This is a genomic window from Mesorhizobium sp. B3-1-8, assembly GCF_006439495.1.
In the GTDB taxonomy this organism is placed as follows: Bacteria; Pseudomonadota; Alphaproteobacteria; order Rhizobiales; family Rhizobiaceae; genus Mesorhizobium.
This window is the reverse complement of sequence record NZ_VFTK01000001.1, coordinates 254,600-270,929: the sequence shown is the minus strand read 5'-3', so window position 1 is coordinate 270,929 and position 16,330 is coordinate 254,600. Positions and strand designations below refer to the sequence as shown.

Annotated in this window: 14 protein-coding genes; 5 read left to right on the top strand and 9 right to left on the bottom strand. The window is 65.2% G+C overall.

What is annotated here, in order from left to right:
- The first annotated feature begins 56 nt into the window (after nucleotides 1-56).
- Genes FJ424_RS01290 through FJ424_RS01280 form a run of 3 tightly spaced genes read left to right on the top strand, consistent with a single transcriptional unit; the run spans nucleotide 57 to nucleotide 3,128 of the window.
- The gene (locus FJ424_RS01290; RefSeq protein WP_140650628.1) at nucleotides 57-1,301 is read left to right on the top strand and encodes a Re/Si-specific NAD(P)(+) transhydrogenase subunit alpha; all 1,245 of its coding nucleotides are present in this window, start codon (nucleotides 57-59) and stop codon (nucleotides 1,299-1,301) included.
- Nucleotides 1,301-1,720 carry an NAD(P) transhydrogenase subunit alpha gene (locus FJ424_RS01285; RefSeq protein WP_140644722.1) on the top strand — a complete coding sequence of 140 codons (420 nt, stop codon included), beginning with the start codon at nucleotides 1,301-1,303 and terminating at the stop codon, nucleotides 1,718-1,720. Before FJ424_RS01290 ends, FJ424_RS01285 begins: the two co-directional genes overlap by 1 nt.
- A 1-nt stretch (nucleotide 1,721) precedes the next feature.
- Nucleotides 1,722-3,128: an NAD(P)(+) transhydrogenase (Re/Si-specific) subunit beta gene (locus tag FJ424_RS01280; protein WP_140644723.1), complete on the top strand. Its 1,407-nt coding sequence runs from the start codon at nucleotides 1,722-1,724 to the stop codon at nucleotides 3,126-3,128.
- A gap of 172 nt (nucleotides 3,129-3,300) precedes the next feature.
- Here the strand turns inward: FJ424_RS01280 and FJ424_RS01275 are convergent, their stop codons facing one another.
- Nucleotides 3,301-3,591, bottom strand: coding sequence for a hypothetical protein (locus FJ424_RS01275; protein WP_140650626.1), 291 nt, complete (start codon nucleotides 3,589-3,591; stop codon nucleotides 3,301-3,303).
- 230 nt (nucleotides 3,592-3,821) lie between these two features.
- Here FJ424_RS01275 and FJ424_RS01270 point away from each other — a divergent pair, with 230 nt between their 5' ends.
- The gene (locus tag FJ424_RS01270) at nucleotides 3,822-5,369 is read left to right on the top strand and encodes a winged helix-turn-helix domain-containing tetratricopeptide repeat protein (RefSeq protein ID WP_140650623.1); all 1,548 of its coding nucleotides are present in this window, start codon (nucleotides 3,822-3,824) and stop codon (nucleotides 5,367-5,369) included.
- Nucleotides 5,370-5,572: 203 nt separating this feature from the next.
- Here FJ424_RS01270 and gyrB read toward each other — a convergent pair whose 3' ends face one another.
- Together gyrB and FJ424_RS01260 are read right to left on the bottom strand one after the other, a co-directional pair.
- Nucleotides 5,573-8,044: a DNA topoisomerase (ATP-hydrolyzing) subunit B gene (gene gyrB / locus FJ424_RS01265; RefSeq protein WP_140650620.1), complete on the bottom strand. Its 2,472-nt coding sequence runs from the start codon at nucleotides 8,042-8,044 to the stop codon at nucleotides 5,573-5,575.
- Between the two features lie 240 nt (nucleotides 8,045-8,284).
- The gene (locus tag FJ424_RS01260) at nucleotides 8,285-8,857 is read right to left on the bottom strand and encodes an NADPH-dependent FMN reductase (RefSeq protein WP_140650617.1); all 573 of its coding nucleotides are present in this window, start codon (nucleotides 8,855-8,857) and stop codon (nucleotides 8,285-8,287) included.
- A 171-nt stretch (nucleotides 8,858-9,028) separates the two neighbouring features.
- Between FJ424_RS01260 and FJ424_RS01255 the strand changes: the two genes are divergently transcribed.
- Complete coding sequence (locus FJ424_RS01255; RefSeq protein WP_140650614.1) at nucleotides 9,029-10,399, top strand: cytochrome P450; 1,371 nt, start codon at nucleotides 9,029-9,031, stop codon at nucleotides 10,397-10,399.
- A 7-nt stretch (nucleotides 10,400-10,406) separates the two neighbouring features.
- On the opposite strand, the gene FJ424_RS01250 is transcribed toward FJ424_RS01255, so the two are convergent.
- The 6 genes from FJ424_RS01250 to FJ424_RS01225 form a co-directional block, all read right to left on the bottom strand.
- Complete coding sequence (locus tag FJ424_RS01250) at nucleotides 10,407-11,390, bottom strand: complex I NDUFA9 subunit family protein (RefSeq protein ID WP_140644729.1); 984 nt, start codon at nucleotides 11,388-11,390, stop codon at nucleotides 10,407-10,409.
- 379 nt (nucleotides 11,391-11,769) lie between these two features.
- The gene (locus tag FJ424_RS01245; RefSeq protein WP_181181943.1) at nucleotides 11,770-12,771 is read right to left on the bottom strand and encodes an Ldh family oxidoreductase; all 1,002 of its coding nucleotides are present in this window, start codon (nucleotides 12,769-12,771) and stop codon (nucleotides 11,770-11,772) included.
- Nucleotides 12,772-12,867: 96 nt separating this feature from the next.
- Complete coding sequence (locus tag FJ424_RS01240) at nucleotides 12,868-13,677, bottom strand: ABC transporter permease (protein WP_140650611.1); 810 nt, start codon at nucleotides 13,675-13,677, stop codon at nucleotides 12,868-12,870.
- Entirely contained in the window at nucleotides 13,677-14,387 is a 711-nt protein-coding gene (locus FJ424_RS01235) for an ABC transporter permease subunit (protein WP_181164852.1), read from the bottom strand. The genes FJ424_RS01240 and FJ424_RS01235 overlap by 1 nt, the downstream gene beginning before the upstream one ends.
- A 148-nt stretch (nucleotides 14,388-14,535) precedes the next feature.
- Complete coding sequence (locus tag FJ424_RS01230; protein WP_140650605.1) at nucleotides 14,536-15,333, bottom strand: transporter substrate-binding domain-containing protein; 798 nt, start codon at nucleotides 15,331-15,333, stop codon at nucleotides 14,536-14,538.
- Between the two features lie 57 nt (nucleotides 15,334-15,390).
- Complete coding sequence (locus FJ424_RS01225) at nucleotides 15,391-16,206, bottom strand: ABC transporter ATP-binding protein (RefSeq protein WP_140650603.1); 816 nt, start codon at nucleotides 16,204-16,206, stop codon at nucleotides 15,391-15,393.
- Between the last annotated feature and the right edge of the window lie 124 nt (nucleotides 16,207-16,330).

Here is a 16,330-nt window from a genome sequence, read left to right as displayed (position 1 = left end):
CCGGACGTCCGGCCGACGCCTTGCGCAATCAAGGTTCCAGCCGAAAGGATCATCCGGTGGGACAAATAGTATTCATCCCTCGTGAGGTTGACCCGAACGAGCCGCGTGTCGCGGCCTCGCCGGAGACGGTCAAGCGCCTGACGGGTCTCGGCTTCGACGTGATCGTCGAGAAGGGTGCCGGCCTCGGCTCCCGCATCCCCGACCAGGATTTCACTGCTGCCGGCGGTGCGATCGGAACGGCGGCCGACGCCAAGAAGGCCGATGTCGTGCTGAAAGTGCGCCGGCCGACGGATGCGGAGCTCAAGGGCTACAAGTCGGGCGCCGCCGTGATCGCCATCATGGATCCCTACGGCAACGATGCCGCGGTGGCCGCGATGGCCAAGGCCGGCATCACCGCCTTTTCCATGGAGTTCATGCCGCGCATCACCCGTGCGCAATCGATGGACGTGCTGTCCTCGCAGGCCAACCTCGCCGGCTACCAGGCGGTGATCGATGCCGCCGCCGAATATGACCGCGCGCTGCCGATGATGATGACGGCGGCCGGCACCGTGCCGGCGGCAAAGACCTTCATCATGGGCGTCGGCGTCGCCGGCCTGCAGGCCATCGCCACCGCGCGCCGCCTCGGCTCTGTCGTCACCGCCACCGACGTGCGCCCGGCGGTGAAGGAGCAGGTGCAGTCGCTCGGCGCGAAATTCCTGGCGGTCGAGGACGAGGAATTCAAGGCGGCCGAGACCGCCGGCGGCTACGCCAAGGAAATGTCGAAGGAATACCAGGCCAAGCAGGCGACGCTCACCGCCGAGCATATCGCCAAGCAGGACATCGTCATCACCACCGCGCTGATACCGGGGCGTCCGGCGCCGAAGCTCATCTCGGCTGCCATGGTTGCCTCGATGAAGCCGGGCTCGGTGATCGTCGACCTCGCCGTCGAGCGCGGCGGCAATGTCGAGGGCGCGGTGCCGGGCAAGGTCGTGACGACGCAGAACGGCGTCAAGATCGTCGGCCACCTCAACGTGCCGGGCCGTGTCGCCGCATCCGCCTCGCTGCTCTACGCCAAGAACCTCTACGCCTTCCTCGAGACGATGGTCGACAAGGCGGCGAAGCAGCTTGCCATCAAGCGCGACGATGAGCTGGTCAAGGCGACCATGCTGACCGACGGCGGCAAGGTGGTGCATCCGAACTTCGCCAAGGCGGTCGAGCAGCCGCGCACCGAGCCGGCGGCCATTCCGGCGACGAGCATGGTCGCCGACGCCAGACCGGCGCCGAAGAAGAAGTCCGCAGCCAAGCCTAAGGGGACCGCGTGATGGACGCCTTGCAGAAAGCCCTCGACCAACTCGATCAGGCGACTGCCGCCGTTCGCCTTGCGGTGCAGGATCTTGCCAACGCGCCCGCAGGCGAGGCTGCCGGTAACGCGGCGCACGCGCTGTCCGGTGGCGCCGTCGATCCCTTCGTCTTCCAACTCGCCATCTTCGTGCTGGCGATCTTCGTCGGCTATTATGTCGTCTGGTCGGTGACGCCGGCGCTGCACACACCGCTGATGGCCGTCACCAACGCCATTTCATCGGTCATTGTCGTCGGCGCGCTGCTCGCCGTCGGCATCTCGGCCTCCGGGCTCGCCGCCGGCTTCGGTTTCGTCGCCCTGGTGCTGGTCTCGGTCAACATCTTCGGCGGCTTCCTGGTCACCCAGCGCATGCTCGCCATGTACAAGAAGAAGGAAAAGTGACGTGACCGTCAATCTGGCTTCCTTCCTCTATCTCGTCTCCGGCATCCTGTTCATCCTGGCGCTGCGCGGGCTGTCGCATCCCACCACCAGCCGGCGAGGCAATCTCTTCGGCATGATCGGTATGGCGATCGCTATCGCCACCACGCTGGCATTGGCTTTGCCTTTGGCTCCCTCGGTCGGCCGTTTCGGCTGGATCGTGCTCGGGCTGGCCATCGGTGGCGGCATCGGCGCGGTCACCGCGCGCCGCATCGCCATGACCTCGATGCCGCAGCTGGTCGCCGCCTTCCACTCGCTCGTCGGCTTCGCCGCCGTGATGGTGGCGGCTGCCGCCATGTACGCGCCGGAGAGCTTCGGCATCGGCACGGCGGGCGACATCCATGCGCAGGCGCTGGTCGAAATGAGCCTGGGCGTAGCCATCGGCGCCATCACCTTCACCGGCTCGGTCATCGCCTTCCTCAAGCTCGACGGCCGCATGTCCGGCAAGCCGATCATGATCGGCGGCCGACATCTCATCAACATCGCGCTCGGCATCGCGTTGGTGGTGCTGATCGTGCTGTTGGTCACCACGGAATCGAAGCTCGTCTTCTGGCTGATCGTCGCCGCCTCGCTGGTGCTCGGCGTGCTCTTGATCATCCCGATCGGCGGCGCCGACATGCCGGTCGTGGTGTCGATGCTGAATTCCTACTCGGGCTGGGCGGCTGCCGCGCTTGGTTTCACCCTCGGCAATCTGGCGCTGATCATCACCGGCGCGCTGGTCGGCTCGTCCGGCGCGATCCTGTCCTACATCATGTGCAAGGGCATGAACCGCTCCTTCATCTCGGTCATCCTCGGCGGCTTCGGCGGCGAGACGGCCGCGGTTGCCGACGACGGCATCGAGCGCACCGTCAAGCAGGGCTCGGCCGATGACGCCGCCTATCTGATGATGAACGCGCAGAAGGTCATCATCGTGCCCGGCTACGGCATGGCGGTCGCCCAGGCGCAGCACGCGCTGCGCGAGATGGCCGACAAGCTCAAGGCCGCCGGCGTCGAGGTGAAATACGCCATTCACCCGGTCGCCGGCCGCATGCCCGGCCACATGAACGTTCTCTTGGCCGAGGCCAACGTGCCTTACGACGAGGTGTTCGAGCTGGAGGACATCAACTCCGAGTTCGCGCAGGCCGACGTCGCCTATGTCATCGGCGCCAACGACGTCACCAACCCGTCCGCGCGCGACGACAAGTCCTCGCCGATCTACGGCATGCCGATCCTCGACGTCGACAAGGCCCGCACCTGCCTGTTCGTCAAGCGCTCGCTCGGCTCCGGCTATGCCGGCATCGACAACACGCTGTTCTACAAGGACGGCACCATGATGCTGCTCGGCGACGCCAAGAAGATGACCGAGGAAATCGTCAAGGCGTTTGATCACTGAGGCGACCGTGGCCGACTGACCGAAACAGAAAAGCCCGGCAGCGACAGGCCGTGGTTTTTCGTTGATCGGATGGCCTCGGTGCCGATGCGTCACGAGCAGCCCACGGCGCAGACACTCAGGTCTACTCCGTGGCGAATGCTCAAGGCGCAGCCGAAACCTGGCCGCTCTCCAATCAGTGTTCGCGGCGAAGGCGGCGGTCTGTCACCACCTGCGCCAGCATTTCTGTCGGGTCGCGGTCGACCGGCAAGGCAAAGGCGTTCTCGAGATCGCGGCTGGTAAGGCCGATATCGCGACGCTCGCATTCGCTCATGGCGGCCAGACATGCGAGCTGGCTGCGCGCCTTCCAGAACCGTGGCAGCCACAACAGCGTCCATTTCACCGCCTCGTACATCCGGAAAAGCGAGACGAGAGCGTGCCGCCGGTAGCCGGTTTCGGCACCAATCGAATGATCGGTCGTTGTCATGGCGTTTGTCTCCGTGCTCGACATGGTTGCCTCCTGTTGCGATCGCCGGCATTCGGCGCGGCCTTGGCCTGCGCACCGGTTGCAGCGATCTTGCCCACGCGTTGCGGCTTGGGTTTCTTGCCACCTTCATCGTTGAGTGCGAGATTGCGCCGTTTCGAGATGCTTGTCCGGAAGGCGGCCTGAAAGAGTACTGACGAAGCTCTGAAAATTCTGAGGATCAGACAGTCGCGATGAACGTCGAGCCACAGCCGATCTACAGCTTCGCCGGCTTCAGCCTCGACACGCGCGCCGGAGTGTTGCGCGACGGTTCGGGCGAGATCGCGCTGCGACCGAAATCGCTCGATCTGCTGATTTTTCTTATCCGCAACGCCGGCCGGCTGGTGCCGAAGGACGAGCTTCTGCATGCGGTGTGGAGCGACGTGATCGTCACCGAAGATTCGCTCACCCAATGCATCAGCGACATCCGCCGCGCGCTAGGCGACAAAGCGCAGACGCTGATCCGCACCATGCCGCGCCGCGGCTACATGTTCCCCGGCGAAGTGCTGGAGGGACCGCCAGCCGTCGATGCGCGTCCGTCGCCTCAGCTCCCCGACAAGCCGTCGCTCGTCGTGCTTCCATTCGAGAACCTGTCATCGGACCCCGAGCAATCCTACCTCGCCGACGGCACGGTAGAGGAGATCACGGCGGCGCTAGCGCGTATTCGCGGCCTGTTCGTCATCTCGCGCAACTCGGCCTTTGCTTACCGAGGCCAGGCGCTTGATCTGCCGCGCATCGGCCGCGAGCTCGGCGTCCGCTACGTGCTGGAAGGAAGCGTGCGCCGGCATCTCGACCAGATCCGCATCTCGGCGCGGCTGGTCGAGGCGGAGACCGGCAGTCTAATCTGGGCGGAAGGTTTCAAAGGTGACATCGCGGATGCGTTCGCGCTGCAGGACAATGTGACGGCGGGTGTCGCAGGCGCGATTCTGCCGTCAATCCAGATGGCGGAAATCGAGCGTGCGCGCCGCAAGCGGCCGGGCGACCTGCAAACCTACGATCTGGTGATGCGCAGTCTGCCGCATGTCTGGGCGCTCGGCCGCCAGGACAACGCGATCGCCATCGAGACGCTTGAGAAGGCTTTGCTGGGCGATCCCGATTATCCGCTGGCTCTGTCCCTGCTGTCCTGGTGTCATGCGCAGCGCAAGATCTACAGTTGGTCGACCTCGCCAGAGGCCGACCGGCGCCGTGCGCTGGGGCTGGCGGAGCGATCTGCCGAACTCAACGGTGACGATCCATTTTCCCTGGCCGTGCTCGGCGCTGCCCACACCGTGTCGGGCAATTTCGTCACCGCAGGCGCGCTGCTTGAAAAGGCGTGTTCGATCGATCCCAATTCGGCCTTCGCCTGGAACAGGAGCGGGTGGGTTGCAGCCTACAGAGACGAGGTTGAGCGGGCGGCGGAATGCTTCGAGCGGTCGCTGCGACTGGGGCCGTTCGATCCCATGGTTTATACCTGTCACTTGGGCCTGGCTGTCGTGCATTTCAGCGCCAGGCGGCCCGGTCAGGCGGCGGACCTGTATCTGCGTATCCTGGCGGAGCATCCGAATGCCTTGTGGATACTGCGTACGCTGATGCCGGCCCTTGTCGAAGCGGGACGCCTCGACGAAGCCCGGCAGCAAATGGTGCGTTGTCAGCGCGAATATCCGGAGCTCACCTTGCGGGCGGTTCGCGACTCGATGCCCTTTAGAGCTGAAATTCTCGACCGACACGAAAACGCGCTGAGAAGCCTTGGAATGCCGGAATAGAGGACCACTTGCCGGATCGGTGGCCGGAACAGACAGCCGGAAGGAGGCCATGAGGCTATTTCATCGCCTGGAGCCCCTGGCTAGAATCGCCGCATCGGCAACGGTGCGACCAATTTCACGAGCTATATCGTCGGAGTGGATCGTGGTCAGGCGGCGCTGCTGAACGCCGCTTTGGCAAGCTTCTTTAGAGCATCGCTACGGTCTCAAATATCCAGATTGGCGACCGACAGCGCATTGTCCTGGATGAACTCGCGGCGAGGCTCCACCTCGTCGCCCATCAGCCGCGAGAACAGCGAGTCGGCGTCGGTCGCGTCATTGACCTTGACCTGCAGCAGCGAACGCACATTCGGATCGAGCGTCGTTTCCCAGAGCTGCTCGGCGTTCATCTCGCCAAGGCCCTTGTAGCGCTGCATGGTCAGCCCCTTGCGGCCGGTGGCGAACACTGCGTTGAGCAGCGCCAGCGGTCCCGAAAGCAGCTCGGAGCTTTCCTTGCGGCGCAAGGTCGGCTGCTCGCCATAGACTTCCGCCAGGCGCGAGGCATAGCGGTCGAGCTGGCGCGCATCGGCCGAAGCGATCAGCCCGGCATCGAGCTGCGCCACGTCCTTCACGCCGCGCACGGTGCGCTCGAACACATAGCCGCCGGAGCCGTCATTGGAGGCCGATAGGCGCCCGGTCCAGCCGCGCTCGGTCTCTTCGGCGATCATATCGAGCCGCCCGGCGACGCGCTCGGCCATCGCATTGGCGCGGCCGAGATCGGCAAGCACGTCGGCGTTGAGCGCGCCGGCGATCGCCGCCTGCTCGACGACGCTGCGGTTGTAGCGCGTGTGCAGCCCGTTGATCAGCTGGCGCACGGCAATTGCGTCGTCGATGGCGCTGCGCAGATCCTGGCCTGTCCGCACCTCGCCGGAGGCGAGCGTCAGCGAAGCCTCGTCCAGCCCGGACTCGATCAGGTATTCCTCATAGGCGTTTTCGTCCTTGAGGTATTGCGAGCTCTTGCCCCGGGTCACTTTGTAGAGCGGCGGCTGGGCGATGTAGAGATGGCCGCGCTCGATCAGCTCCGGCATCTGCCGGAAGAAGAAGGTGAGCAGCAGCGTGCGGATGTGGGCGCCGTCGACGTCGGCGTCGGTCATCAGGATGATCTTGTGGTAGCGCAGCTTGTCGGCGTTGAACTCGTCCTTGCCGATCGAGGTGCCGAGCGCGGTGATCAGCGTGCCGATCATGTCGGAGGAGAGCATGCGGTCGAAGCGCGCGCGCTCGACATTCAGGATCTTGCCGCGCAGCGGCAGGATCGCCTGGTTCTGGCGCGAGCGCCCGCCCTTGGCCGAGCCGCCGGCCGAGTCACCCTCGACGATGAAGATTTCGGACTTGGCCGGGTCGCGCTCCTGGCAGTCGGCAAGCTTGCCGGGCAGCGAGGTGACGCCGAGCGAGCTCTTGCGCGTGATGTCGCGCGCCTTGCGCGCGGCCTCGCGCGCCGCGGCCGCCTGGATCACTTTCTCGACCACGACCTTGCCTTCGGCGGGATGTTCTTCGAGCCAGGTGCCGAGCGCCTCGTTGACCAGGCTTTCCACCACCGGGCGCACTTCGGACGAGACCAGCTTGTCCTTGGTCTGCGAGGAGAATTTCGGATCCGGCACCTTGACCGAGAGGACCGCGGTCAGGCCTTCGCGGCAATCATCGCCGGTCAGCGATACCTTTTCCTTCTTGGTCTGGCCGGACGATTCGCCGTAGCCGGTGACCTGCCTGGTCAGCGCCGCGCGGAAGCCCGCCAGATGCGTGCCGCCGTCGCGTTGCGGGATGTTGTTGGTGAAGGCCAGCACATTCTCGTGGTAGCTGTCGTTCCACCACATCGCGACTTCGACGGTGATGCCGTCGCGCTCGGCGCGGATGGCGATCGGCATCTCGATCAGCGGCTTCTTCACCCGGTCGAGATATTTGACGAACTCCTCCAGACCGCCGTCGTAATGCAGCTCATGGCGCACGATGTCGGCATGGCGGGCGTCGGTCAGCACGATGCGCACGCCGGAATTGAGGAAGGCAAGCTCGCGCAGTCGATGCTCCAGCGTGCTGTAGTCGAACTCGACCATGGTGAAGGTCTCGGCCGACGGGAAGAACGTGATTTCGCTGCCGCTGCGGCCCTCATAGGTGCCCGGGCGCTTGTCCTGCTCGTAGCTTCCGGTCACCTTCAGCGGTGCGTCGGCATTGCCGTGCGTGAAGCTCATCTCGAAGATCTCGCCGTTGCGGCGGACCTTGATCTTCAGCCATGCCGAAAGCGCATTGACCACCGAGACGCCGACGCCGTGCAGGCCGCCCGAGACCTTGTAGGAGTTCTGGTCGAATTTGCCGCCGGCATGCAGCTGCGTCATGATCACTTCGGCCGCCGAAACGCCCTCTGAGGGGTGGATATCGGTCGGAATGCCGCGGCCATTGTCGATCACGGTGACGGAACCGTCTGGGTTGAGCGTCACCGAGACGAGGTCGGCGTGGCCGGCCAGCGCCTCGTCGATGGCGTTGTCCACCACCTCATAGACCATGTGATGCAGGCCCGAGCCGTCATCGGTGTCGCCGATATACATGCCCGGCCGCTTGCGCACGGCATCCAACCCCTTCAAAACCTTGATGGAATCGGCGCCGTACTCGGCTTCCGCGCCATTGGCGCTTTCGATCTGGTCGCTCATGAAAACCTGTCTGATTGATGCCGCTGGTACAGCGCCGAAAAATGGCCCCGAATCGCGCCGTTTTGATGTCCTAGATATAGGCGCAAACGGTTGCTTTTCCAAGGTTTGCGGCCATTTTGCCGGCTTGGCGAGCGACCCCGTCACGTCCGCGCGAGATGCTGGCGAGCGCATTGGGGCGTCCGACAGTGAAAGCCGTGCCGAAGCGCGGCCTCGCAAGTGTCTTCGCGGGGAGCCTCGCGCCTATCCGGCGGCACGCAACGTTTTCAGCGCCTCGCTCCATCGGGACAGTTCGTCCAGCATCGTCCTGGCGCCTCCCTGCACCTGTTCGCTCGGATGAAATGCACGGTTCTGGTCGAGCAACGTCGCATAGGCGGGCAGCGCCACGCCCTCCGGGATCGGCATGACGCCGACGGAGGCGAGCAACGGCTTCAAGGCCTGCGCCGCGCGCAGGCCGCCTGACACGCCGCCATAGCTGAAGATCGCCGCCGGCTTGTAGCGCCATTCATGGACCAGGTAGTCGATGGCGTTCACGATCGCGGGCGCCACGAAGTAGTTATACTCCGGCGCGACGAACACGAAGGCATCGGCGGCATCGATCGCCTTCGACCAGGCCTTGGTGTGGTCGTTCTCGTATTTGCGCAGGCGCGGATGGTGCGGCTCGTCGAGCATCGGCAGGTTGAACGCCGCGATGTCGGTCAGCACCGGCTCGAACTTGCCGTGCTCGCGGGCGAAGCCCTCCAGCCATTCGCCGAAGATCGGGCCGGCGCGTCCCGGCCGCGTGCTGCCGATGATGATGTCCAGGCGTTGCTTCACTTGGGGCTCCTTGCTTGACGGTATCCGTTGGTGACTAAAGCAAGCCTCCACCCACAACAAGCAGGCATCGGCGGACGTCGTTCACATTCCGGCGAGGCGCCGGGCCGCTCGGTCACATGGACGTCCGCTTCGTCGGACACTACATTCGGCGCTGTCAGCGGAGCACGCTTCATGGACACCAAGCCCGCCCCCTTCGTGCCGCCGGCGCCGACGCCGCGCACAAAGCCGCCTTCGACGCTGGAGATGATGCGCATCATCTACCGCAACCCGCTCGAATTATGGGGCGAGCACACTTACAACGAGCCCTGGATTTCGGTGACCGGCGTCGGCGGGCCGCTGGTGGTCGCCAATGATCCGGGCCTTATCCGCCATGTGCTGGTCGACAACGCCAGGAACTACAAGATGGCGACCGTGCGCCAGCTGGTGCTGCGGCCGATCCTGCGCGACGGACTGCTGACCGCCGAGGGCGAGGTCTGGAAGCGCTCGCGCAAGGCGATGGCGCCGGTGTTCACGCCGCGCCACATCTTCGGCTTCGCCGAGCCGATGCTGAGACGCACGCTGGAATTCGCCACCCGCTACGAGGCCGGCGGCACGACCGATGTCGCCCACGACATGACGCTGCTCACCTATGACATTCTGGCCGAGACGCTGTTCTCCGGCGAGATCGCCGGCGAGCCCGGCAGCTTCGCCAAGGAGATCGATCGCCTGTTCGAGACGATGGGCCGCGTCGATCCGCTCGACCTGTTGCGCGCGCCGGAATGGCTGCCGCGTCTCACCCGCATCCGCGGCCGCAAGACCATGGCCTATTTCCGCAACATCGTCGCCGGCACGGTGAGGATGCGCGAAGAGCGGATGAAGCGCGATCCCGACGGCGTGCCGCAGGATTTCCTCACGCTTCTGCTGCGCGCCGAGGGGCCGGACGGACTGACGCGCGCCGAAGTCGAGGACAACATCATCACCTTCATCGGCGCCGGCCACGAGACGACCGCGCGGGCGCTGGGCTGGACGATCTATTGCCTCGCCGGGGCGCCCTGGGAGCGCGACAAGGTCGAGCGGGAGATCGACGCCGTGCTGGCGCGCGAGCCGGATCCGACCAAGTGGCTGGATGCCATGCCGCTCACCCGCGCCGCTTTCGAGGAGGCGCTGAGGCTCTACCCGCCGGCACCTTCGATCAACCGCGAGCCGATCGAGCCGGAGACCTGGAACGGGTTGTACATTCCGAAATACGCCGCCGTACTGGTGATGCCGTGGGTCGTGCATCGCCACCGCAAGCTCTGGGACAGGCCGAACGCCTTCCTGCCGGAGCGCTTCCATCCGGAAAACCGCGACCGGATCGACCGGTTCCAGTACCTGCCGTTCGGCGCCGGGCCGCGCGTCTGCATCGGTGCCAGCTTCGCCATGCAGGAGGCGATCATCGCCCTGGCGATCCTGCTGTCGCGCTTCCGGTTCGACGTGACTCCTGAGACCCGGCCATGGCCGGTGCAGAAGCTCACCACGCAACCGCAGGGCGGCCTGCCGATGCAGGTCTCCCGCCGCGCCTGAGCTTTTGTCAGCGATCGGCGATAGGCCGGCGCTGCTGGAACTGGCCGGCCGCGCGGAAGCGCCAGAGATAGCTGGGCAGGATCGTGGCGATCGCCTGCGGCTGGATGCCGAGGCCGGTCAGGGTCCTGGCGGCCTTGGCGGCGTCGTCCGAAACGACGTTGTGCTCGCGCAACTGCATGACCTGGTCCTTGGTCAAGAGCGGATTGGGCAGCAGCTGCAGGATCGAGGCCTGGATGTTCGCCACCCAGAACGGCACCGGCACCAGGAGGCGGCGGCGTTCGACGACCATCAGCAGCTCTTCCATGCATTGCTTGAAGGTCAGCACCTGCGGCCCGCCGAGCTCGTAGATCTGGCCGCCCTCGATCTTGCCGTCGACCGAACGCGCCACCGCTTCGGCGACGTCGCCGACATAGACCGGCTGGAACTTGGTCTGCCCGCCGCCGATCAGCGGCAGCACGGGCGAATAACGCGCCATGTTGGCGAAGCGGTTGAAGAAACCGTCCTCCGGCCCGAAATTGATCGACGGCCGCAAGATGACGGCATCGCCGATCGTGTCGAACACGGCTTTTTCGCCGAGCGCCTTGGTGCGGGCATAGTCGGACGGCGACTTGAGATCGGCGCCGAGCGCCGAGATGTGGGTGAGGCCGGCGCCGACCGAGCGCGCGGCTTCGGCGACGGCGCGCGCCCCGAAATCGTGCACGGCGCCGAATTTCTGGCGGCCGGTCTCATGCAGAATGGCGACGAGGTTGACGACATGGTCGGCGCCCTGCACGGCGCGGTCTACCGACCAGCGCACGCGCACATTGGCCTGCACCGGCTGGATCTGGCCGACATTGCCGAGCGGCTGCACATGGCCGGCAAGGTCGGGCCGCCGGCAGGCGACCCGGATGCGGTAGCCGCGCTTGGCCAGCGCCCGCACGACATGGCGACCGACGAAGCCCGAGCCGCCGAAGACGACGACGAGCTTGGGGGTCTGCAGGATTTCGGTCATGACTGGCTCCGCGCGAGTGCTTGGCTGAAGCCGTTTCTTAATCCGTTTCTTGCCAAAGGCAAAGAGCGACCGGAGGTCGCCATTGCGTTGTTTTCGGACTTGCCCAGAATGCCCCTCCTGCTGCGTTCGAAGAAAACGGAAAACCCCGCCGAAGCGGGGTTTTCCGGGCAGCGTCCGCGCCGAAACAGGGTCCAACGAGGCGGCCAGACCTGAGACGGTATCAAGGTGGCGCGAAGCAAGCACGCACGCCCCGCCCTAAACGCTCGGCGCGGCGCCGCCAACCGCGAGCCAAACGAAGCCAACCGGACGGCTCGCGGCGTGGGATGCCCGGAGATTGGTCGTTGCAGGGCGAGAAAAGGTTCACTCGCGGAGAGGAAAATCAGGCCGAGTAACGCTCGGCGAATTCCGAAATGCGCTGCACGACCGCCCTGGACGTGGTGATGCCGCGCGCCTTTGCCTTCTCCGCGGCTTCGGCGCGGGAGCGGCCGGGGATATGCACGCCATAGCGCCGCCGCAGCCGGTCGAGCTGGTCCTTCATGCGCTGCTCGAATTCTGGGTCGAGCAGCTTGGGTTCGATGGCGAGAACGAAAAGGCCGGTGCCGGGGCTGTCCGGCCCGCCGGTGAACCAGGGCGCGTCGAGCGACCAGTTGGCGCCGGAAATGCCGGCGGCCAGCACCTCGACCATCAAGGCGATGTTGGCGCCGCGCTGGCCGCCAAAGGCAAGCATGGCGCCCTTCATCGCCGCCGCCGGATCGGTGGTCGGGTTGCCGCTGGCATCCAGCGCCCAGCCTTCGGGGATGTTCTTGCCGTCCTCGGCCGCCTTGCGGATGTTGACGAAAGCGGTGGCGCTCGACGACTGGTCGATAACCAGCGGCGGCCCGTCGGCGGCGGGCGATGCAAAGGACATCGGATTGGTGCAATAGACCGGCTTGACCGAACCTGAACCGGCAAGCACCGCCGGCCCGTTGGTGGCGGCGAAGGAAACCAGCCCCTGCTCGGCGAGCCGCCCGGTGAAATAGCCGAGCGCGCCGCATGTATAGGAATTCTTCTGCGAGAAGATCGAGACGCCGAACAGTTTTGCTGCCTTGACCAGATCATCGATCGTGCGGTCGAAGCCGGTATGGGCAAGTCCGCCGCGCGCATCCGAAAGATAGACGGCGAGCGCTGGTCGGGTGATCGCCGGATCGGCGTTGCCGTCGATGCGGCCGGCTTCGAGCGCTTCCAGATAATCGATGAAATGCGACAGCCCCACCGTCGACAGGCCTTCGGCCTCCGCGGCGATGATCGAGGCGGTTAATGACTGCGCCGCTTCTTCGTTGGCGCCGGCGCCGAGCGCCGCCATCCGGCATAGGCCTGTTGCCTGGTCGAGAGTGAGTTGCATCAGGGCTGCTCCTGAGTGAGTAGGAAAGTAGGGAGTAGTCAGTAGGGGAAAACCAGCAAGCAGCCCACTGCTCACCACTCACTATTCACGACTCACTTACCCGATCTTGACCGGAATCCGAGCCTCGATCCGACTGAAGACGAAGACCAGGATGCCGGTGATCGTCATATAGATCAGCGCCAAGAGCAGCAAAGGCTCATAGGTCAGGTAGGTGTCCTGGCGCACCTTGGAGGAGACGGCGAAGATATCGATGACGCTGATCGTCGCCACCAGCGGGGTCGACTTCAGCTGCAGCACGGTCTCGCCGGTCAGCGTCGGCAGCGCCCGGTAGAAAGCCTGCGGCAACCAGATGCGCCGGAAGATTTTCCAGCGGCTCATGCCGAACGCGCGGGCGGCCTCCAACTGTCCGCGCGGCACGCCGGCGAAGGCGCCGCGCATCACTTCACCCTCATAGCCGGCGAAAGACAAGGTCAGCGCCACCACGCCATACGGCCAGGCCTGCCTGAGATACGGCCAAAGCCAGGATTCACGGATCCACGGATATTGCGGAAAGATCGAGCCGAGGCCGTAATAGAGCAGCCAGAGCTGCAGGAGCAGCGGCGTTCCCCGGATGATGGTGCAGAAGACCTTCGCCGGTGCCGAGAACCAGATCGGCCCGCCTGCCTGGGCGAGCCCGAGCGGCACGGCCAGCGCAAAGCCCAGCGCGCAGGTCACGGCGAGGATCCAAAGCGTCCGCCAGATGCCCATCAGGCCCATTTCCCAATATTGCGGCAGCCAGTCCCAGCGCATGAAGAAGGCGGCGCACAGAACCAGCGCCAGCCCGATCAGGATCAGCACGATGCGGTGCGGCTTGAGCCAGATCGAGGCGCGCGCCGCCATGTGGATCGCGGAGGCTTCGGCGGACATCAGCGCGCCTCCCTGACGGAGGGCATGCCGCGCCGCGACCAGGCCTCGACGCGGCCGATGATCAGGTTGGAGAACAGCGAGAGCGCGAGATAGAGCGCGCCGGCCGCAAGGTAGAAAAGAAGGTAGGCCTTGGTCACTCCGGCCGCCTGGCGCGTCGCCAGCGTCAGTTCGAAGAAGCCGACGACGGCAAGCAGCGCGGTGTCCTTGGTGGCGATGAGCCACAGATTCGCCAGGCCGGGGATGGCGAAGGGCAGCATGGCCGGCACAGTGATGCGTCGCAGCATCAGGCCCGGCGACATGCCGTAGGCGCGGGCGGCCTCGATCTGGCCTTGCGGGATGGCGAGGATGGCGCCGCGGATGACTTCGGTCGAATAGGCGCCCTGGACGAAACCCAGCACGAAAATGCCGGCCGCGAGCCCGCTGATGTCGACACGGCTGTAGCCGATCGCAGTCAGCACCTGGTTGATGAGGTCGGTGCCGGCGTAATAGAGCAGCAGGATCAGCACCAGTTCCGGCACGGCGCGCACGACAGTCGTGTAGACCGCGAGCAGATCGCGCGTCACCGGGCCGCCATAGAGCTTGCCGAAGGCGCCGGCGGTGCCGATCATGAGGCCGAGGCAGGTGGCGCCGATGGCGATCTCGACCGAATGCAGCAGGCCGACCAGCAGCGTGCCGCCCCAGCCGGGCGCCACGGGCGACAGGAGTTCCATGAAGCCGGCCGCGGAGGCCGGAAGAAAGACGTCGATCAGCTTCGCCCCCGGATTGCTGGCAAGCCACCGAGGGCAAGGTCGGCGGCGCGCATGCGTGGCAAGGTCGGGCATGGCGCGGACGCCATGCCCTCACTCATTGCAAGAGGACTCAGTTCGACTGCGTGGCGCCGCCATAGATGTCGAAGTCGAAATACTTCTTCGAGATCTCGTCATATTTGCCGTTGGCGCGGATCGCCTTGATGCCGGCGTTGAATTTTTCCTTGAGCGCGGTGTCTTCCTTGCGGATACCGGCACCGACGCCCGGTCCAAGCACCTCATCGTCCGGGGCCACCATGCCCTTCAGGTCGCAGCAGGCCTTGCCCTGGTCCGACTTCAGGAACTCGCCGAGCGCGATCGAGTCGGCCTGCACCGCGTCGATACGGCCGGCGGCCAGATCCTGGTTGGCTTCGTCCTGGGTCTGGTATTCCTTGATCTCCTGTGCGCCGGTGAAATGCTTCTTGGCGTACACGGCATGCACGGTCGAGACCTGGACGCCGATCACCTTGCCCTTGAGATCGTCCGGCGTGGAGCCGAACTTCTGGTCCTTCGGTCCGATGATCGCGGTCGGGGTGTTGTAATACTTGTCCGAGAAGTCGATCGTCTTCTTGCGCTCGTCGGTGATCGACATGGAAGAGACGATGGCGTCGATCTTCTTGGTGGTCAGCGCCGGGATGATGCCATCCCAGGCAACCGGCGTGATGACGCAGTCGAGTTTCTCTTCGGCGCAGACGGCGTCGACGAAGTCGATCTCCCAGCCCACCCATTTGCCCGAGGCGTCGGGCGAGGTGAAGGGCGGATAGGGTTCGGCGGCGACGCCGATCTTGACCTGCTCGGCCTTGGCCACGCCACCCATCGCCGCGACGCCGAGAAGCAGTGCGGCGGCGAATGTCTTGACAACAGTCTTCATTTCAGGACTCCCAGTTTGTTGTTGTTCCCGGTTTTTCGCTCCGCTTGATGCCGGCACCTAGCCGACATTGCGGAGGAATTGCTTGAGCCTTTCGGATTTTGGCGCGCCGAACAGCTGTTCCGGCGGACCTTCTTCCTCGACCAGCCCGTTGTAGAGATAGACGACATGCGTCGCGACCTCGCGGGCGAACTTCATTTCATGTGTCACCAGCACCATGGTGCGCCCCTCGCGCGCCAGGTCGCCGATGACTTTCAGCACCTCGCCGACCAGTTCGGGATCGAGCGCGGACGTCGGTTCGTCGAACAGCATGACGCGCGGATTGATCGCCAGCGCGCGGGCGATCGCGGCCCGCTGCTGCTGGCCGCCGGACAGGAAGGCCGGATAGACGTCGCGCTTCTCCGCCAGCCCGACGCGGGCGAGCAGCTTCTCGGCCTGGGCGATCGCTTCGTCGCGCTTGACGCCGAGCACATGCACCGGAACCTCGATGACGTTCTCGATCAGCGTCATGTGGCTCCACAGGTTGAAATTCTGGAAGACCATGCCGAGCCTCGAGCGGATACGCTCGATCTGCCTGCGGTCGGCCGGAACGGTATGGCCGTGGCTGTCGGCCTTGAGCCTGATCTCCTCGCCATTGACCCGGATGATGCCGCTGGTCGGGTTCTCCAAACAGTTGATGCAGCGCAACAGCGTCGACTTGCCGGAGCCGGAGCCGCCGATGATGGCGACCACCTCGCCGTCGCGCGCCGACAGCGAAACGCCCTTCAGCACGTGCAGCTGGCCGAATTTCTTATGCAGGTTTTCGACATGGATGGCTTCGGCGGCGCTGTTCTGCGCCTTGCCGGACTGGACTGCGGCAGCGTCCGCCACGCTCACCGGGCGACCTTTCTACGGTCGAAGGCAGGTCGTCGAACGTCCATCCGGCTAATCAACATACGCTGTCCTGCCCGCTCCAGACTTCAGCATGGACCCGACAGCGCGAGCCCGTCAATCCCGCTCA